The following is a 19682-nucleotide window of genomic DNA, read 5'->3' on the forward strand; positions in this document are numbered from 1 at the left end:
CATTGACCGGCCCTGATCGCAACGTCACTCCTTCACTCTGTCACTCGCTCTTCTTCTCTTCCTTCTGCGGAATCCCCATCGCCTGGAACAGCGTCGCCGTATCCGCCAGTCGCGTGGCGACGGCGCGAATCTCCGTCAGCTTCGCATTGTGGAACTGCTTCTCGCCGGTCCGCGTCGCGCTGGGTGCAATCGCACCGAGCGCTGCACGCCGTTCGGCATCGCGCCAGGATTGCTCGCTCTGGCGACGCGCATTGCTTGCCGCCGCCAGGGTATCGGCATCGTGGGTCAACGCGCTCAGGCTGTCGGCAACGTTCTGGAAGGCATTGAGCACGGTCTGGCGATAGTTATCCTGCGATGCCAGATACTCATCCTGCGCAGCACGGCGACGGGCTTGCAACGCCCCGCCATGGAACAAAGGCTGCGTCAGCGAGGCGCCGATGCCCCACACGGCGCCGGCGCCACTTGTCGCTTTGGGCCAGGTAAAGCCGGCGCGGCCGAAGGAGCCGGTGATCGACAGGCTGGGGAACATCTCCGCAGTCGCCAGGGCTTCCTGCGCAGCGGCAACTTTCAGCGCCGCATCGGCCGCGAGAATGTCGGGGCGCTGTTTCAGCAAGTCAGACGGCACCGCCACCGGCACGCGCTCCGGCAGCGTCAATGCAGCCAGTTCCAGATCGGGCGGGGCGGCGTCGGGCGTGCGGCCCATCAGGACCGCCAGCGCGTGGCGTGCAGCCTGCCATTGCGTACGCAATCCCGGCAGACCGGCGCGCAGGGAGTCGGCATTCGCTTGTGCATTCTGCACATCGCTGCGCGAGGCGGAACCGAGTTCAGCGCGGCGTTGCATTTCTGCTGTATCCGCATCAGCCAGTTGCACCAGCCGTTCCGTCGCTTCCACCTGCGCGCGCAATGCCGCGCCGTTGACTGCCGCGATCACCACGTTGGCGGCCAGTGCACGGCGTGCCGCATCGAGCTGATAGGACTGCGCATCGACCTGCGCCGCCAGCGCCGAGTTGGCGTAGCGTTCTACGCCGAACAAGTCGAAGGTATAGCTGACATTGAGCTCGCCGGCGAAGACGTTGTACAGATTGGTCGGCGCGCCGATGTTCGGCAGGCCGAGCGCGCGCTGGCGATTCGATTGCAGCGTCGCATCGACCGTCGGGAACAGCGACTCGTTGATCTGCGCGCGCAGTTGCTCTTTGGCGGCGGTCAGGCTGTGCGAGGCTTGCGACAGCGAATAATTCTTCGCCAGCGCTTCTTCCACCCAGGCCGACAACTGCGGCGAACGATAGGCCTCCCACCAGGTTGGCACCGGGCGTTCGCCCAGCACGAATTTTTGAGAAGCATCGGCCGGGCCGGTCTCGCCGGGAGTGGCTTCGACGCCGTAATGTGCCGGCTGCGGCATGTCGGGTGCGATGCCCTTTGGTCCGAGCGCGCAACCGGATAAAGTCAGTGCGATCAGATAGAGCGCATAGCGCGGAGGATGGAAGTCAGCGGCGCGCATTAGCGGCTCCCTTCGGATGCAGTGTCGGAATCGGCATAGGCGGTCTCGCCCGGCTTGACCTTGTAGCACAAGGCATACAGCGCCGGCAGATAGAACAAGGTCAGTACGGTGGCGACCGTGATGCCGCCCATCAGTGCAGTCGCCATCGGGCCGAAGAAGTTGCTGCGCAACAGCGGGATCAGCGCCAGCACGGCGGCGGCGGCGGTCAGCGTGATCGGGCGGAAGCGTCGCACGGTGGCGCCGACGATGGCGTCGAAACGCTTGCGGCCGGCGCTGATGTCCTGCTCGATCTGATCGACCAGAATCACCGAGTTGCGCATGATGATGCCGAGCATGGCGATCGTGCCCAGCATCGCCACGAAGCCGAACGGCTGGTGGAACAGCAGCAGTGCGCCGACCACGCCGATCATGCCCAGCGGCGCCGTCATCACCACCATCATGGTGCGACCGAAGCTTTGCAGCTGCACCATCAGCAGCACCAGCACGGCGATTACCATCAGCGGCATTTGCGCCGAGATCGAAGCCTGCGCCTTGGCGTTTTCTTCCACCGGTCCGCCGACGGCGATGCGATAGCCGACCGGCAGTTCCTTGCGCAATTCAGCCAGTTTCTGGTCCAGCGCATTGCTCACGTCGATGCCTTGCACGCCGGCGCGCACGTCGGCCAGCACCGTGATGGTGGGCTGACGATCGCGTTCCCAGATGATGCCGTATTCCAGTTCGTTGCGGATGTGGCCCAGTGTGCTCAGCGGCACCGAACCGGACGCGGTCGGTATCGCCAGCGAGGTCAGGCGCGACGGATCGACACGTTCGCTGCGCGGTGCGCGCAGGTCGACGCTGATGAGTTTGTCACGTTCGCGGTACTGGGTGACGGTGTAGCCCGACAGGTTCATCGCCAGGAAGCTGGACACCTGCTGCGTGGTCAGGCCCATTTCGGCGACGCGCTTTTGATCGAGTTCGAAGGTGACCGAGCGCTGCGCCGGTTCATCCCAGTCGAACTGGACGTTGGTGGCGCGCGGCTCCTTGCGGATTTCGGCGGCGACCTTTTCAGCGATGGCGCGGACTTCGGGGATCTTCTCGCCGCTGACGCGGAACTGCACCGGGAAGCCGACCGGCGGGCCGTTTTCCAGACGTGTCAGACGCGTGCGCAGGCCGCTGAATTGCTCGCGCAGCGGTTGCTCAAGCGCCTTCGCCAATTTTTCACGATCTTCCACCGACTTGGCGGTGACGACGAATTGCGCGAAGTTGGCGCTCGGCAGCTGCTGATCCAGCGGCAGGTAGAAACGCGGCGCGCCGGTGCCGACAAAGTTGACGACGTGGTCGATTTCGGGACGGCCCTTCAACACCGCTTCCATGCGCAAGGCTTCGCGCTGGGTGGCTTCAAACGAAGCGCGTTCCGGCAGGCGCAGGTCGATCAGCAGTTCGGGACGATCCGAGCTGGGGAAGAACTGCTGCGGCACCAGGCCGAATGCGGCGAGCGAACCGACGAACAACAGCGCCGTGACGATCACCACGCGACCGCGATACGCCACGCACCACGCCACCATGCTACGCAGACGTGTGTAGATGCGGGTTTTGTAGATCGCGTGGTCATGATCTTCTTCGTGGGCTTCGTGCGAGTGATCCGCTTCGTCGTCTTGTGCAGCGCCTTCGGGCTGCGGCTTTTCCTTGAGCATGTGATAGCCCAGCAACGGGATCAGCACGACCGCGGCGAGCCACGACAGCAGCAGCGCAATGGCCGAGACTTCAAAGATCGAGCGCGTGTATTCGCCGGTGCCGGATTTCGCCAGCGCAATAGGAAGAAAACCCGAGACCGTCACCAGCGTGCCGGTCAGCATCGGGAAGGCGGTGCTGGTGTAGGCGAATGCCGCGGCGCGGCGGCGATTCCAGCCTTGCTCGAGTTTCACCGCCATCATCTCGACCGCGATGATGGCGTCGTCCACCAGCAAGCCCAGCGCGAGCACCAGCGTGCCCAACGACACCTTGTGCAGGCCGATGTCGAACATGTACATGAACAGCGCCGTCACCGCCAGCACGATAGGAATCGAAATCACCACCACCATGCCGGTGCGGATGCCCAGCGACAGCAGGCTGACCACCAGCACGATGGCGATCGCTTCGGCCACGGCTTCGAGAAAGTCGTCGACCGACTTTTCCACCGCGTGCGGCATGCTCGACACAGCGGTCAGCTTCAGGCCGGCCGGTAGGCGCGCGCGCAGCGCTTCGGTACTTTCGTCGAGCGCTTTGCCGAGGCGGATCACGTCGCCGCCCGGTTGCATGGTGACGCCGATGCCCAGCACCGGTTTGCCGTCGGAACGCATCTGCTGCTCTTGCGGATCGTCGTAGCCGCGCGTCACGGTGGCGATGTCGCCGAGACGGAAGTTGCGGTTGTTGATGCGGATGATCTTGTCGCTGATCGCCTTGACGTCATTGAACTGCCCGCTGGGACGCACATACAGGCGGTCATTGCCGGTGCTGATCAGGCCGCCCGGCGCCACCGCATTCTGTGCGCCGATGAGGTCGCCCAGTTGTTGCGGATTGATGCCCAGCCGCGACATCTGCGCATTGGAAATGTCGATGTAAATGTGCTGGTTACGGTCGCCGAAATAATCGATCTTGCCCACGCCCGGCACGCGCAGCAATTCGCCGCGCAGCTGATCGGCGTAATCGCGCAGTTGCGCCGGCGAGAAGCCGTCGCCTTCCAGCGCGTAGATGTTGGTGTAGACGTCGCCGAATTCATCGTTGAAGTAAGGACCTTTGACGCCGCTAGGCAAGGTCGCGGCGATGTCGCCGACTTTCTTGCGGACTTCATACCAGGTCTTCGGCACTTGTGCGGCAGGCGCGGTGTCCTTGATGGTGAAGAATAATTGCGACTGGCCCGGACGCGAATAGCTGCGCAGGAAATCAACGTCAGGCGTCTCCTGCAGCTTGCGCGCGATGCGATCGGTGACTTGCTCCTGCACCTGGCGCGCGGTGGCGCCCGGCCAGTCGGTCTGGATCACCATGACCTTGAAGGTGAACGGCGGATCTTCCGATTGCGACAGCTTGGAATAGGAACCGATGCCGAGCAAGGTGATCAGCGCCAGGATGAAGGTGACCAGCGCCTGATGCTGCAAGGTCCACGACGACAGGTTGAAACGTCCGGGTGCGCTCATAGTGCGAAGTCCTCAGCGTGCAGCGGCGCGATCGGTTTCACCTTTTCGCCGGCGGTCAGCGTATGCACGCCCTGGACCACAATCTTTTCGCCGCCGGCGACGCCGTCGCTCAGCGTGACGCTGCGCTCGCCGTAGGCGCTGACGGTGACCGGACGCAATTCCAGCTTGCCGTCGGCAGGCCGCACGATCCACACCGCCGGACGATTGCCCTGATGGAACAGCGCGGTGGCGGGGATCACGGTGGTGGCGGATGCAGACGCGGATGCGGCCTTTTCTTGCGCCGACGTGTTGATGGCGACTTCACCGCTCATGCCCAGGCGCAGCGAGGGATTCTGCGTCTCCAGCGTTACCTTGACGCGGAAGGTGCGGCTTTGCGGATCGGCGGCCGGGCTGACTTCGCGCACGCGGCCGCTCAGTTTCTGGTCGGGCAGCGCCGTCAGTCTGACGGTGGCCGGTGCGCCGACGCGGATCTTGGCAACCTGGCTTTCGGAGACTTCCGTCGTGACATCGGTGGCACCCGACCACGCCAGCGAAAACACCGGCTGTCCGGCCGCCAGCACTTCGCCGGTGTTGGCTTGCTCGGCGCTGATGACGCCGTCGTGTTCGGCGATCAGGCGCGTGTAGTTGCGCTGGTTGCCGGCCACCGCGGCGCGTGCCGTCGCGCCTTTGAGCTGGGCCTTGGCGGCGGCGTAGGCATCCTGGGTTTGTTCCAGTTGCAGGGCGCTGATCAGCTTGTCGCGTGCTTGCAGGGTGTCGCGTTGCAGCTGTTTCTCGGCGGCGTCGAAATGTTCGCGCGCCGAGGCCAGGTCGGCTTCTGCGCTGGCGGCATTGTGTTCGGCGTCGGCCGGATCCAGGCGCGCCACGACGTCGCCCTTGCGCACGGTGTCGCCGAGATGCACGCGGCGTTCGATGACTTGCCCGGCAATGCGGAACGACATCGGCGTCGAGAAGCGCGACTGCACTTCGCCCGGCAGGGTCAGCAATTGTGCGCCGCTGTCGGCCTGGGCCGGCAGGACCACGACTTCGCGCGGCGCATCGGCGACCGGCGCCGGTTTCTGGCAGGCGGCCAGCGCCAGCGTGACGGCCAGCACCAGCGGCAGCATGACTGGCGAGACTGCTGAACGGCGGCGGGAAGCGCTCCGCTCGAGATCGGAGGAGGGAGGGGCGGTACGGCGATGATGGGCAAACTTCACGGCATTCCTTTCTGGAAATGTGATGTCCGGATCGTCAGCCGCTCCGAACCCTGCAACCTGATTGACGTGCAATGCGTTGCGATGTGTTGCGAAGAAGGTGATGCAACGCAATACGCAAGCGGGGAATTTTCTGGCATTCTAATACACTAATGAATTCAGATGCAACGATGTATTTGAATACATCGATGCTAAAATCACGCCATGAGTAAAGCCATGACCCCAGCCAACGCCAAATCAGTTGTCAAAGCCGCAAGCCTGCCGGAAGGCGCATCGGAAGACTTTCCTGCTGGCCGCCAGCGCCTGAGCCGCGAACAAAGCCGCGAACAGACGCGCCAACGCCTGCTGGAGGCGTCGCATGCGATGTTTGTTCAAAAGGGATTCACGCTGGCCAGCGTGGAAGACATCACCGCCGCCGCCGGTTATACGCGGGGCGCGTTCTATTCCAACTTCAGCGATAAGACCGAATTGTTCTTTGAGTTGCTGCGTCGGGAAAGCGGCGAAATCGACCTCGAGTTTCATCGCATGTTCCAGACATCCGACGTCGATCCGGTCGAACTGCAGGAAAAGATCGCGGCCTATTACAGCACGCTGTACCGCGACGACATGTGCAGCCAGCTATGGATGGAAGCCAAGATCGTCGCCATGCGCGACGAGAAGTTTCGCGCGACATTGAGCATCTTCCTGCGCGAGCGCCATGTGCAGATCGCCGAGTTCGTCGAGATGTTCGCGCGTCTGACCAATACACCATCGGCCGCACCGGCGCACCAGATTGCGATCGGCCTGATGGCGGTGTGCGAAGGCGTGTGCTTCGCCCATCGTTGCGATCCGGAACGCATCGACGACAAGACTGCCGAGGCGGTCATGTCTTTGTTCCTCAAGTCGGTGATTGCGATGCCGCAAGCGTCTGCTGCGCTCATTCCGGCGCCGGCGAAAAAGGCGAGATCCACGACCGGAACGAAAAAGAAAACGAAATAAGAACGCCGGCAGCAGACAAGTCCGGCGCGCCCGGGCATGTTCCAGCAGGAACAAGCCGGGCGGGATGGGCGCTGCGAGTTACTTCACACTATTCAGATACGCAATCAGATCAGCACGCTGCTTGGCGTCGGCAATGCCCGAGAACGGCATGACGTTGCCCGGCAACAGCTTTTGCGGATCGGCGATGTACGCATCCAGGTTTTTTTCATCCCAGCTCAGGTTGGCGCGCTTGAGCGCCGGGCTGTAGCGGAAGCCCGGCGACGATGCCGACTTGCGGCCGACGATGCCCAGCAGGCCGGGACCGATGCCGTTGGTGGCGGTGACGGTGTGGCAGGCGGCGCATTGCGCGAAGACCAGTTTGCCGGCGTTGACGTCCTGCGCCATGGCCGGCAGCGACGCCGCCGACAACACGATTGCGGCAGCCAGCGCTGCGCGGTGGAAATGTTTCATTGATTACTCCTCAAAATTGTAAATATCCGCTGAGCATCACAGCATGCGCGGACGTTGCACGTAGCGCACCAGATCGTCGCCCAGACGCACCGCCAGCGCGGCCAGCGGACCGGTCGGGTTGTAGCCCGAGTTGTGCTGGAACACCGAAGCCCCGACCACGAACAGATTCTGCGCATCCCAGTGCTGCAGGCGCGGAGAAACGACGCTATGCGCCGGATCCGTACCCATCGGCGTGCCGCCGGTGATGTGCGTGGTCTGGTAGGCGCGGATGTCGAACGGGCTCTTGCGCGGCACCGCCGGACCGACGATGTCGGCGCCCATCGCCTTGGCGATGTCTTCCATCTTTTTGGTGACGTAGGCCGACATCTTCGTTTCGTTCTCGCGCCAGTCGAAGGTCATGCGCACCAGCGGCTGGCCGTAGGCGTCCTTGTACACCGGATCGAGATCGAGGAAGTTTTCCGTGTTCGGATAGCAGCTGCCCTGGATCGACATGCCGAAGGAATGCGCATACCAGTCGACGTTGGCCTGCTTCCACTTGGTGCCCCAGCGCGGCGTGCCCGGCGGCAGGCGACGCGCGACGATAGGACGGCCGCTGAACATGTTGGCGCTGATCATGCCGCCGCCGAGGAAACCCAGGCCGGTGTGGTCGAAGTTGTCGTTGTTGAAGTCGTCGATCACGGTGCCGGTGCTGCCGGTGGACAGGAAAGGATTGGTCCAGCGATCCTTCATGAAGACGTTCACCGATGACGTGGTCTGGTAGCAGAAGTTCTTGCCGACCACGCCCTTGCCGGTGACCGGATCGTACGGCGTGCCGATCTTGTCGAGCAGCAGCAGCTTGGTGTTGGTCATGGTGAAGGCGCCCAGCACGACGACGTCGGCCGGCTGTTCGTACTCCTGGCCGCTGCGCAGATCGAGATAGCGCACGCCGGTCACGCGTTTGGCTTTCTCGTCGTAGTTCACGCCGAGCACGTGGCTGTTCAGGCGGATTTCAAAACCTTTGCGCTCCTTCAGCATCGGATACAACAGCACTTCCGGCGATGCCTTGGCTTGCGCTTCGCAGATGAAGCGCTCGCAGTGGCCGCAATACTGGCACTGGCCGAGTTTTTGTCCGTCCGGATTGGTGTAGACGCCGGAGGAATTGGCTGCCGGCGTCGGGAAGGGGTGGTAGCCCATCTTCTCCGCAGTCTGCCTGAAGACGGTGCCGGCTTCGGTGATCTCCAGCGGTTTTTGCGGATACTCGCCGCGGCGCGGCGCTTCAAACGGATTGCCGCCGGCCTGCTTCTTGCCGTTGATGTTGCCCGCCTTGCCGGAGATGCCGAACAGCTTCTCGAACAGATCGTGGTAAGGCTCCATTTCCTTGTAGGTCACGCCCCAGTCCTGCAGCGGCATGTTGGCGGGAATCGCCTTGGCGCCGTAACGATTGGTGTAATGCGTACGCAAGGTCGGGTCGTACTCGGCCCAGCGCCAAGTGTGGCCGTTCCAGTGATTGGCTGCGCCGCCCATGCCTTCTCCGGGCAGGAAAGCTTCCATCCAGCGCACCGGCAGCGAGGTGTCGCTGCGCGAATGCCGCAGCGTGTAGGTCTGCACATTCCATTTTTGCACCAGGCCCTGGCGCACGTCCCAGCGTAATTCGTCGCGTTGCGACGGCAGCTTGGCTTCGGCGCCGTTGCTGTGGTCGCCGCCGCGTTCCAGCACCAGCACGTCGATGCCCTGCGCCGTCAGCTGACGCGAAACCAGGCCCGCAGTGAGCCCGCCGCCGACGATCACGACCGTCCGCTTTTCCAGTTTTTTTATCATGTTGGGTCCTTAGCTGAAGTCGAGGATGGACTTGGGATCTTTCGCGCCGGGGAAGGGTTTGCCGCGATAGTTGACCATGTCCAGCGTATGCGTCGCCGGCAGGCCGGGATAGCCGAGCATCTTCCAGAACACCTTGTTGTTGTTGCCGCCGTACAGCGGGTCGGCGTAACAGGCTTGTGTGAACAGCGGATACATCAGTTCGTTGAACCAGGAGCCCAGCGGAGTCTCTTCATCGACCACTTTGCCGTCGGCGATGGCGGCGAGGAAAGCATCGGCGTCCGCCGGCGCCAGCTGGTCGAAGGCCTTGCCGAACTTCTTGATCGCCTGGCGGTTGGCGGCTTCCACGCCGGCCTTGAAAAATTGCTCCGGCGTCAGCGGCAGTTGCAGGCCGAGTTGCGGCTTGCCTTGCTGCCACGGGCCGCTCATGTAGCGGCCGGCGCCTTTGCCGTAAGCGCCGCTCAACTGGCGATCAATGAAAATCGCCAGGCCGCAGTCGACGCCGTTGGGCGTGAACTGATCGGCCGGACACATGACGTTGACCATGGTCTCGACGAACGCGGCTTCATCGGCGCTGAAACATTCGTAGCCGATCAGGCCGGGTGCAGCCGCTGGTGTTGCCGGTGCATCGGCCGCGCCTGCCGTGGTGGCCGCGATTGCTGCGCCGGCTCCGGCGCCGACAGCCAGTGGGGAAGAGAGCGATGCAGTGCCTGCGACAGTCATGACCTGTCGCAGAAAATGCCGCCGTGGTGGTGCCTGGGTGTTGTCGTCACTCATCTGTGCCTCCTTGTGTAAGTGGGTGAGATTGCGGTCTGCGGTCGCAAGCTAGTTTTGTTCATCGGAGGTGTTGCATCGTCGTGATGTCACGCGTGGAAACACATCGTCAAAAAGGAAACAGGAATGCGATCGCCGACCGGAGAGACGGTTTCGTCTCTCCGGTCATGATTACGGTGTTGCGCGATCGGACACGATTGGTGCTGTCGGCTGGTATGTCGGCGACATCAGCGATATCGGATCAGAATGTTTCCCAATCGTCGTTCGAGGCGGCCGCGGGCGGCTTGCCGATGGCCGGCGCCGGGGATGTCGATGCCGAAGGCATTTTCAGCGGCGTGATGGATTTGGTGCTGCGCGCCTTGACCGGCGCGCGGGAAGGAGATGCTTGGTAAGCCGGTGCGGCGTAGGCTTGATGGCTGCGCTGTTCTTCGAGGATCTTGAAGATCGAGACGGCATCTTTCAGCGACAAGGCTTGCTGTTCCAGCGACTTGGCGGCGGCGCTGGCTTGTTCGACCAGTGCTGCATTTTGCTGTGTCGCTTCGTCCATCTGCGTCACGGCGCGCGATACCTGATCGATGCCGGAACTCTGCTCGCTGGAGGCGGAAGAAATTTCACCCATGATGTCGGTCACGCGTTGCACCGCGCCGATGATTTCGCTCATGGTCTGGCCGGCCTGGCCTGCCAGCGAGGAGCCGGTCTGCACACGGTCCACCGACAGCATGATCAGGTCCTTGATTTCCTTGGCGGCGCTGGAAGAGCGTTGCGCGAGGGCGCGCACTTCGCTGGCGACCACCGCGAAGCCGCGGCCTTGTTCGCCGGCGCGGGCCGCTTCCACTGCGGCATTCAGCGCCAGGATGTTGGTCTGGAAAGCGATGCCGTCGATGATGCCGACGATCTCGGTAATCTTGGTGGAACTGTCGCGGATTTCATCCATGGTGGTGACCACGCGGCTGACCACGTCGTTGCCGGCGCTGGCGATTTGCGATGCATTGACGGCCAGCGTCGATGCCTGGCGCGCGTTGTCGGCATTGTGTTTCACGGTGCTGGTCAGCTCTTCCATGCTGGAAGCGGTTTCTTCCAGCGAGGCCGCTTGCTGCTCGGTGCGCGACGACAGGTCGAGATTGCCGGCGCTGATTTCCTTGGTCGCGGTGGCGATGGCGTCGCTGCCGGTGCGGACCGTGGAAACGGTTTTGGTCAGGTTGTCCTGCATCTTCGACAAGCCGGTCAGCAACTGGCCCATTTCATCGGTCGAATGCACATGTACGCGATGAGTGAGGTCGCCTTCGGCGATGTCGTCGAAATGCTTGAGCGCCTGTTCGATCGGGCGCGAAATCGCACGGCGCAGCGAGAACCAGCTGTAGCCTGCAAGCAGCAGACCGATCGCCACCGCCGCAATGGAAATCATGCGGAAGTTTTCATAGCGGTTCAGCGAGTCTTCATAGTTCTGGCGCGCTGCATCGGTTTCATATTCGTTGAGCAGCGTGCCGCTCTTTTGCATCGCGGTGTAGACCGTGCCGACCAGGCGCGCCTTGTCGGAGATCTGCTGGCGGTCGCCGCCCTTGATCGCCTCACGGAATTCGTCGAGGGCTTTTTCAGTCTTGGTCAGGCCTTCGGTGACTTCCTGCACCAGCTTCTTGGCTTGCTCGCTTTGCGGCAGCGCTGCGTACTTGGCCCACCACTCCAGCGCCTGCTTGCCGACGTCCGCTTCGGTCTTGTACATCTGCTGCGCCCAGGCCGGGTCTGTGGTCAGTGCCGCCTGATCCAGCGAGGTGCGCTGGCGGCCGACCCACAGCAAGGTGTTGTCGGCGGCAACCGTCTTCGGCATGCGGACCTGATACAGCTCGCGATTGATCTTCACCACAGTGGACATGCCGAACAAACCGGTCATGCCGATGGCGAGAAGCAGGACGGAGAGAATCGCCATGGCGAGCGCGAGGCGGGATTTGATGGTGAGTCTGAAGATTTTCATGTCGTGATCTTTTTCTTTTGAATTGAGAGCGGCAGTCGTTGCGGATAGTGCGGGTCTTGCTGGCTGGGGATGTTTTCCTGGCAAGCGGTCATCAATCAAGAAAATGCATCAAGGCCAAACCACCTTGTCTCTGTCCCCGATATGTTTTTACCAATATCGTTTGCGCACCGGTGCAAGGAGCGGACTGCTCTTTCCGGCGTCTGAAGGCCAACGCATTTTCACAGGGGTATTAACGGCGGGGGTGATGATGTTCTGAAGCAATTTTTCTGCAAAATGCGGAGAATTTACAATTAAATGCAATGCTCTTTATTGAACGACAATGAATCAGAATTTGCGCAAACAGAACGCGACGTTTTTGCTGTCAGTGCGCTGACAAAATGCTGACGAGACCGCTATGAAAACGGCATCGCCGATGCTCGGCGATTGCTAAGTTTTTCCTCATTCTTTCCTCAGTTATTGCTATGCGATGACGCGGCTATCGCATAGCAAAAACAAGGTGACAATAGCTCCCCCGATTGCGTCGTTGATGCGCTCCAGGGCAAGCGACTAATCGGGTAACTAAGCGGGCAGCTGACTAAGCTGCCACCAACACCGGATCATGGTCGAGGCTGTAGCGGGTGAACACGCGATTCAATGCCGGTAGCGGCGCCACTTCCATCTCGCGTACCGCTGGTTCCATAATGACCATTGCCACCGTGGCCGACAGATTGTCGTGGCTGCCCGGACGCGGCGGACGGCAAACCGAATAGGGCAGGCCGAAATTGTCGAAGAAGGCGTCCTTCATTTGCCGGCGGCCGAGTGTGGGACCGGCGGCATTGAGCAGCTTGCGTACGCGCCAGTCGCGGTAGTGGCTGTCGGGCGAGTTGGCGATGCCGAGGTCGACCAGCTTGCTCAGCGCAACCTGCGACATCCAGTGGTTGGCATGCACGATCAAGCCGTCTTCGCCCGGATAGATAGGGAAGGATTCATTGGTGGTGCATTCGAAGTCGATGCCGAAACCTTCGGCCATGCCCAGCATGATGTTGTTGGAGCAGGACTTCGGCGTGGTGGCGACGGTCTTCATCGCCAGCGAAAAGATTTCCTGCTCCAGCACCTTGCGGCGGATCAGCGACAGCGGTACGCCCAGTTGCGTGAAGTCGCGGTTCGATTCCAGATAGTTGGCCGTGATCGATACGCCCGCGCTGTTGAAGCCGCTGCGCGCCAGTCCGCCGGCTTCGACGAAGGTGAGGAAATCGGGGCCGTTGTCGTTGCGCACGCGCAGCACGATGGAAGTGTCGGCGCATTCGGCGCGCCAGTCCCAGTTCTGGCCGTGGATCAGGTTGCCGGTGGCTGAGCGCTCCGGCAGGATCAGCGCGCCGGTGCAGCCGTCGCCTGGTTCCTTGTCGACGGCGGCGATTTTTTCGGCGCGCGCCTTGGCCAGCACTTCGGTGCGGGCGTTGATCATCACGATGTCGGCGAAGTCCACGTTCGCCCCTTTGGCGATACCGCGCATTTCATCGATGTAATGCGGTGCGTAATCGCCGATCTGCTTTGCGAAGAAATCGATCAGTTGGTTGCGCGCCTGTTCGCCGTAGCCGATGTTGACGAGCGTCTGGCCGTACAGTGCGATGCTGCCGCGCACGCGGTCGGCGGCCTGCTGGCCGTATTGCACGCCGCGTTCATGCGGGGTGCCGGAGACGGAGACGAAGGGAAATTGCTGGATAGTGGTCATGGTGTCAGCCAATCATTAAAAAGGAACAGGCAATGCAGCAGCCCGGCGAGGTAGCGGAAGACGCTCGCAAAAACAGGTTCAACAAGAAGAAGGCGGGGTGTTCACGTAGTTGGTGTTCAACCCGCCGCGGGAGATTCGTTTATTTCGCCAGGCTGCTGGTCCACATCAGGGGCTTGCTTTCCCAGACGGTGTAGCCGTTGACGCGCTTGCGGATGGCCCAGGAGTCGGTCACGTTGTACAGCAGGATCAGCGGCGTCTTGGTGATCAGCATGTTGTGCAACTGGTCGAACAGGGCCTGGCGCTTTTTGGTGTCGGATTCGATGAAGCTCTGATCGATCAGTTTCTGCGCGGCCGGGTCGTCCCACACCTTGCGCGACTGCTTGGCCTTGTTGCCGGAGAACTGCTCATAGCTCAGCGCCGGATCCAGGCGCGAGGAATAGGTGAAGGAACTCATCTGGTAGTTGCCGCTGTTGTAGCGGTCCAGCTGCGTGGCCCATTCCAGCACTTCGATCTGGGCGTTGATGCCGACCGCCTGCATCATCGCCTGGCTCAGCACGGCCACGGTATAGCTCGGCACGTGCGCGCGCTTGTTGGCCTGGATCACGATGGGCTGGCCGCGGTAGCCGGCCTGTTGCAGCAACAGCTTGGCCTTGGTCGGATTGTAGACGTAACCCTTCTTTTGTTCCGCGCTGTAGAACAGCGACTTGTCGTAGATGGCGGAATTGTTGACGTGCGCCAGGCCTTCGGAGGCGGCTTCGACGATCTGCTTCATGTCCAGCGACAGGGCGATGGCCTGGCGGATGCGTTCGTCCTTGAGCACCGGGTCGTTGGTTTGCATCAGCAGCGTATTCTTGCCGGCTTCGCTCGGGATGATCACGTTCAGATTGCGATTGGCTTTCAGTTCCTTGACGTCGGAGGAGGTGATCTGGCCGGCATCGATGGCGCCGGATTGCAGGCCGGCCTTGGAGGTGGACATGTCGGGCACGTCCAGGAACTTGACCTGCTGGATCTGCGGTTTCTTCAGGCCGAGATAGCCGTCCGGCTTGTTGCCCGGCGGCGACTGGTAATCGGCGAAGGCGCTCAGGGTCACGTATTCGCCGCGCTTCCATTCGTCAAACTTGTACGGGCCGGTGCCGATGGGCTTGTCCCAGCTGCCGTCTTCCTTGACGGATTTTTTGCTGATGACGGCCGCCATGGCGCAGTCGGTGCGCGCCAGGTTGTCGAGGAAAATCGCCGACGGCTTGTCGATCTTCAGCACGAAGGTCTGTGCATCGGGTGCGGTTGCCGACAGCACCTTGGTGCCGGAGCGGCCGTCGAAATCGCTCAGGCAGCGCCAGTCGGTCTTGGGATTCATGTAGCGGTTCCAGCTCCATAGCACGTCGGCCGAGGTCATGGGATCGCCGTTGTGGAACTTGACGCCGGTGCGCAGCTTGAAGGTATAGGTCAGGCCGTCGGGGCTGACGTTGATGGACTTCGCCAGCAGCGGGCCGACCGAACCGTTTTCGTGATAGCCGACCAGGCCTTCGACGATGTTGAGCACCACGCCGTCTGTGGTGTTGTCGCGATTGACGCCGGGATTGGTGGAGCGGATGTCAGCCGGTTGCGCGACCACGATCTGCGCCGGGTTCTGTGCGAAGGCCGAGGCGCTAACTGCACTCATTACGCTCATCGCCAGCAGCAGGCGTGTCGCTGGCGCTGTCAGGCGTGCTGGAGACTGGGAAGAAGACATGGCTGGGTTCCTTGATGGCTGTGCGTGAATGAAGGTCGGTGAAGATGTCATGCGGTTAAACAGGGATCGGTGTCGCGATGGCTGCGGCAGCGGTTGCGGGCTCGTCGAAGCGCCACTTGAGCTGCATGCCGCCGCCGGGCGTCGGGATCAGCGCCGGGATCGCGGACAGCAGCGTGCGTGTGTAAGCGTGCTGCGGCTGGTCGAAGACGGCGTCGCGGCTGCCTTGCTCGATGATGCGGCCGCTCTGCATGACCAGCACGCGGTCGGCGACTTGTTCGACCACGCCGAGATCGTGGCTGATGAACAGGCAGGAAAAGCCATGGCGATCCTGCAGCTCGGCGAACAATTCCAGCACCTGTGCGCGCACGGTCACGTCCAGCGCCGACACCGGCTCGTCGGCGATGACGAAGGCCGGATGGCGCACCAGCGCGCGCGCAATCGCCACGCGCTGGCGTTGACCGCCCGAGAGTTCATGCGGATGGCGCTCGCCGTATTTGCCGTCGAGGCCGACTTCCTGCAGCATCTTGGCCACGCGCGCGCGTTTGTCGGCGTTCGACATGCCGTCGACCTGGCGCAGGCCTTCGCCGACCAGTTGCGCAATGGTCATGCGCGGATTGAGCGAGGAGTAGGGATCCTGAAACACCATCTGGCAATTGAGACGGTAGTCGCGCCAGCCCGGATCGCTGCGATGGATGGCGTGACCCTTGAACAGGATGTCGCCTTCGGTCGGCTTGATCAGTCCGGCGATGGTGCGGCCCAGCGTGGTCTTGCCGGAGCCGGAACCGCCGACCACGGCGACGATTTCCCTGGGTTGGATGGACAGATCGATGCCGTGCAAGACGCGTTTGGAAGCGGTCCTTGAAAACAGGCGCTGATGGCCGCCGTATTCGACCACCAGATTGCGCACTTCGACCACCGGTTCGGCCGCCGGCAAGACGCGCGCCGGCTGGCGGCGCGGGATCGCTTCCAGCAGCTTGCGGGTGTAGTCCTGAACCGGCGCGGCCAGCATCGCAGCGGTGTTGCCGGATTCCACCACTTCGCCTTGCTTCATCACGATGACGCGTTCGGTGTAGCGCGCGACCATCGGCAGGTCGTGGCTGATCAGCAGCACCGCGGTGTTGCGTTCGCGGGTCAGGTTGACCATCAGTTCCAGCACGTCGCGCTGGACCACCGCATCGAGCGCGGTAGTGGGTTCGTCGGCGATCAGCAGGGCCGGTTCCAGCAGCATGACCGAGGCCAGCATCATGCGCTGGCGCATGCCGCCGGAGAATTCATGCGGCCATGCCGACAAGGCCGCCTTGGGATCGGCGATGCCGACGCGGGCCAGCATATCCAGCGCCAGTTCGCGGCGCATGGCCTTGTTCAGTTGCGGCCGGTGCAGCGCCAGGCCTTCGTCCAGTTGCGAGCCGATGGTCGAGGAGGGATTGAGCGAAGTCATCGGCTCCTGGAACACCATGCCGATGCGTGCGCCGCGCAATGAGCGCAGACGCTTTTCACCGACTTGCGCAATGTCTTCGCCTTCGAATACGATGCTGCCGGCTGTGCGCAGCAGCGGCAGGGGCGTGAGTCCCATGATGGCGCGCGCCGCCTGCGTCTTGCCGCTGCCGGATTCGCCGACCAGGCCGACGAATTCGCCCGCGGAAACCGAGAACGATACGTCGCGCACGATCTGGCGACCTTTGGCGCCGATGGCCAGCGTCAGGCCGGAGACCTCGACCAGTTTGTCGCCGGCAGGTGTGGAGGATGCAGTCATTCCAGACCTTTCATGCGTGGGTCGAGCAGGTCGCGCACGGCGTCGCCGAGAAAGTTGATGCCCAGCAGCGTGAGTGCGATGCACAGGCCGGGGAAGATCGACAGGTAAGTCGCCTGCTCCATGAAAGGCCGCGCCGAGGCCAGCATGTTGCCCCAGGTCGGCGCAGGCGGCGGTACGCCCAGGCCGAGGAAGGACAAGGCGCTCTCGGCCAGGATCACCCAGCCGAACATCGAGGTCGCCAGCACGGTCAGCGGCGCGATACAGTTGGGCAGGATATGGCGCACCATGGTGTAGAGCTCGGAGTTGCCCAGCACGCGCGAGGATTCGATGAATTCCTTTTCGCGCAGCGACAGCACAGTGCCGCGCACGATGCGCGTGACCGATGGCGTGTAGGCCAGGCCGAGTGCGAGGATGATGCCGTATTGATTGGCCCCGAACACGGCCAGCAAGGCCAGCGCCAGCAACAGGCCGGGGAAGGCCAGCAGGGCGTTGATGAAGGCCATCACGATGCGATCCACCCAACCGCGCACGAAGCCGGTGACCACGCCGATACAGGTGCCGACCACGATGGCGAACAGCACCGTCAGGAAGCTGATCCAGACGCTGTTGGAGGCGCCGGCCATCAGGCGCGACAGTTCGTCGCGGCCGAATTCGTCGGTGCCCAGCAGCCAGGCGGCGCCGGGCGGCTGGAAGCGCGCGGAAAAACTGATCTTGAGCGGATCGTGCGGGGTCCACACCAGCGCCAGCAAGGCTGCCCCGAGAATGAACGCAATGACCAGCAGGCCGATCAGCGCTTGCGGAGTTCGGAATTTTTTCATTCGGCCAGCACCCGTGGATCGAAGAGGGGATAGCAGAGATCGACGACCAGATTGGTCAGCACATAGATCACCGCCACGAACAGCAGACATCCCTGAATCACCGGATAGTCGCGCGCAAAGATCGCATCCACCAGCAGGCGGCCGAGGCCGGGTACGGTGAACACGGTTTCCACCACGGCCACGCCGCCGAGCAGGTTGCCCAGCACCAGGCCGATCAGGGTCCAGGTCGGACCGAAGGAATTGCGGAAGGCGTGGCGCATCATCACCGCGCGTTCGGACAGGCCCTTGGCGCGCGCATGGGTGATGTAGTCCAGGCGCAGCACTTCCAGCGTGCTGGCGCGCGCCATGCGGATGAGCACGCCGATTTCATGCAGGAACAGGGTCATGATCGGCATCACCAGATACAGCAGGCCGGTCTTCCAGTCGCTCATGACGGAGACATAACCGACCACCGGCAGCCAGTCCAGCTTGAGCCCGAAGAACAGCAGCAGCAACAGGCCCAGCCAGAAGGTCGGGAGCGACACCAGCAAGGTGGCGGCGCCGACCAGCGCGAGGTCGGGCAGGCGGTTTTGTTTCCAGGCCGCGATCATGCCGGCAGGCACCGCCACCACCACCGCCAGGATGACCGCCACGACGACGATCTGGGCGCTCACCATGAAACGACTCAGCACCAGCTGCAGCACCGGCTCGCCGGTGGTGATCGATACGCCGAGATCGCCGCGCAGGGCGTGGCCGCCCCACACGCCGAATTGCACCAGCCAGCTCTGGTCGAGTCCCAGGTGGGTGCGCAGCTCCAGCAGGCGCGCCGGATCGGCCAGGTCGCCCAGCAGCAGCTGCGCCGGGTCGCCGGGGATCAGCCGGATCAGCACAAAGACGGCGACTGCGACGATGAACAAGGTCGGCAGCGCCATGGCCAGTCGATTCAGCGTGAAACGAAACATGCGTAGTGTTCTCCGCGCGGAAAAATAAGTGAGCTAGTCTAGCTTGCTGCGCGCATGCTGCGCAGCGTCTCGGCAAAGAAATCCTGCACCTTGCCGACGCAGGCCATGCCGTTGTGCGGCACATTGTCGACCACATCGAGCCTGACCTTCACGCCGGCGGCTTCAAACGATTTGCGCAGGCTCTCCAGGCGTTCGGGACGGTTTTTGCCGGCATCGTTGGCGCCGGGCATGAAAAACTTGCCGCCTTCCTTGTGCGTGATTTCCCAGGTTTCGATATCGGCCTTGCCGACGATCATGTGCACCGGCAATGTCTTCAGCGCCTCCAGGTTGAGCGGCTTGCCGAAGCGTGTCGCAAAGTCGCGCACGCCGACCCACCAGTCCTGGTTGAAGTCGAGCAGCGTGACCGAACCCGGCGCGCCGACCGACAGCGCCCACAGGCGTTCCGGATGCAGGTAGCCGAAACGGTTGACGAACTGGCCGCCGCCGGAATAGCCGAACAGGGCGAACCTGGAAAAATCGCAGCCGAACTTGGTCGCCACTTCATCGACCATATCCAGCAGGACTTCGTCGTAATGGATGTCGCCTTCGCGCAATTGCTTGAAGCCGTCGCGGTTGCCGTCGCCTTTCGGGCCGGCAGGGAACAGCGGGCACAGCACGATGCAGTCGTTCCACTTGGCGAATTCAGCAAAGGCATCGCGGTATTCGGTGAAGGCGCGGCCGGTGCCGTGCATGACGACGACCAGTTGCATCGGGCGCGCACCGGCGCTGCCGATATGCGGTGGTACATACGTGCAATAGGAGAAGCGCGGATCGCTGCGCGAGGCGTAGATGGTGCTGTTGCCCAGATCGTAAATGGCGCGCGCGCGCAGGTCGAATTCAGCGGCAATGGCGGCGGATGTGTCAGACATGGGAAATCCTTGGTGAA

At 62.6% G+C, this 19682-nt stretch carries 14 protein-coding genes; 1 reads left to right on the forward strand and 13 read right to left on the reverse strand.

The window, feature by feature from the left end; translation table 11 throughout:
- Nucleotides 1-40 precede the first annotated feature (40 nt).
- From AKL25_RS04875 to AKL25_RS04885, 3 genes are read right to left on the reverse strand one after another with little or no spacing between them, the layout of a single operon-like run.
- On the reverse strand, nucleotides 41-1498 hold the full coding sequence (locus AKL25_RS04875) for an efflux transporter outer membrane subunit (RefSeq protein ID WP_050476497.1): 1458 nt from the start codon (nucleotides 1496-1498) through the stop codon (nucleotides 41-43).
- Complete coding sequence (locus tag AKL25_RS04880) at nucleotides 1498-4650, reverse strand: efflux RND transporter permease subunit (protein WP_050476498.1); 3153 nt, start codon at nucleotides 4648-4650, stop codon at nucleotides 1498-1500. The genes AKL25_RS04875 and AKL25_RS04880 overlap by 1 nt, the downstream gene beginning before the upstream one ends.
- Entirely contained in the window at nucleotides 4647-5843 is a 1197-nt protein-coding gene (locus AKL25_RS04885) for an efflux RND transporter periplasmic adaptor subunit (RefSeq protein WP_240475639.1), read from the reverse strand. Before AKL25_RS04885 ends, AKL25_RS04880 begins: the two co-directional genes overlap by 4 nt.
- Nucleotides 5844-6056: 213 nt before the next feature.
- On the opposite strand from AKL25_RS04885, the gene AKL25_RS04890 reads away from it, so the two are divergent.
- Nucleotides 6057-6818: a TetR/AcrR family transcriptional regulator gene (locus AKL25_RS04890; protein ID WP_240475640.1), complete on the forward strand. Its 762-nt coding sequence runs from the start codon at nucleotides 6057-6059 to the stop codon at nucleotides 6816-6818.
- A gap of 78 nt (nucleotides 6819-6896) precedes the next feature.
- On the opposite strand, the gene AKL25_RS04895 is transcribed toward AKL25_RS04890, so the two are convergent.
- The 10 genes from AKL25_RS04895 to AKL25_RS04940 all read right to left on the reverse strand — a co-directional run bounded on the left by AKL25_RS04895 (nucleotide 6897) and on the right by AKL25_RS04940 (nucleotide 19665).
- Nucleotides 6897-7268 (reverse strand): c-type cytochrome, encoded by a 372-nt coding sequence (locus AKL25_RS04895; RefSeq protein WP_050476500.1) that lies wholly within the window; start codon nucleotides 7266-7268, stop codon nucleotides 6897-6899.
- Between the two features lie 36 nt (nucleotides 7269-7304).
- Nucleotides 7305-9065 carry a GMC family oxidoreductase gene (locus AKL25_RS04900; RefSeq protein WP_050476501.1) on the reverse strand — a complete coding sequence of 587 codons (1761 nt, stop codon included), beginning with the start codon at nucleotides 9063-9065 and terminating at the stop codon, nucleotides 7305-7307.
- A gap of 9 nt (nucleotides 9066-9074) precedes the next feature.
- The gene (locus AKL25_RS04905) at nucleotides 9075-9785 is read right to left on the reverse strand and encodes a gluconate 2-dehydrogenase subunit 3 family protein (protein WP_240475641.1); all 711 of its coding nucleotides are present in this window, start codon (nucleotides 9783-9785) and stop codon (nucleotides 9075-9077) included.
- Nucleotides 9786-10077: 292 nt separating this feature from the next.
- Entirely contained in the window at nucleotides 10078-11805 is a 1728-nt protein-coding gene (locus AKL25_RS04910; RefSeq protein ID WP_050476503.1) for a methyl-accepting chemotaxis protein, read from the reverse strand.
- Between the two features lie 574 nt (nucleotides 11806-12379).
- Entirely contained in the window at nucleotides 12380-13516 is a 1137-nt protein-coding gene (locus AKL25_RS04915) for a C45 family autoproteolytic acyltransferase/hydrolase (RefSeq protein WP_050476504.1), read from the reverse strand.
- 139 nt (nucleotides 13517-13655) lie between these two features.
- On the reverse strand, nucleotides 13656-15245 hold the full coding sequence (locus AKL25_RS04920; RefSeq protein ID WP_157050485.1) for an ABC transporter substrate-binding protein: 1590 nt from the start codon (nucleotides 15243-15245) through the stop codon (nucleotides 13656-13658).
- 55 nt (nucleotides 15246-15300) lie between these two features.
- Complete coding sequence (locus AKL25_RS04925; RefSeq protein WP_050476505.1) at nucleotides 15301-16998, reverse strand: ABC transporter ATP-binding protein; 1698 nt, start codon at nucleotides 16996-16998, stop codon at nucleotides 15301-15303.
- Nucleotides 16995-17816: an ABC transporter permease gene (locus AKL25_RS04930; protein WP_050476506.1), complete on the reverse strand. Its 822-nt coding sequence runs from the start codon at nucleotides 17814-17816 to the stop codon at nucleotides 16995-16997. Before AKL25_RS04930 ends, AKL25_RS04925 begins: the two co-directional genes overlap by 4 nt.
- Nucleotides 17813-18757: an ABC transporter permease gene (locus tag AKL25_RS04935; protein WP_050476507.1), complete on the reverse strand. Its 945-nt coding sequence runs from the start codon at nucleotides 18755-18757 to the stop codon at nucleotides 17813-17815. The genes AKL25_RS04930 and AKL25_RS04935 overlap by 4 nt, the downstream gene beginning before the upstream one ends.
- A gap of 38 nt (nucleotides 18758-18795) precedes the next feature.
- Nucleotides 18796-19665 carry an alpha/beta hydrolase family protein gene (locus tag AKL25_RS04940; protein WP_050476508.1) on the reverse strand — a complete coding sequence of 290 codons (870 nt, stop codon included), beginning with the start codon at nucleotides 19663-19665 and terminating at the stop codon, nucleotides 18796-18798.
- Between the last annotated feature and the right edge of the window lie 17 nt (nucleotides 19666-19682).

The sequence above is a fragment of the Herbaspirillum rhizosphaerae genome (assembly GCF_001189965.1).
Taxonomy (GTDB): Bacteria; Pseudomonadota; Gammaproteobacteria; order Burkholderiales; family Burkholderiaceae_D; genus Herbaspirillum; species Herbaspirillum rhizosphaerae.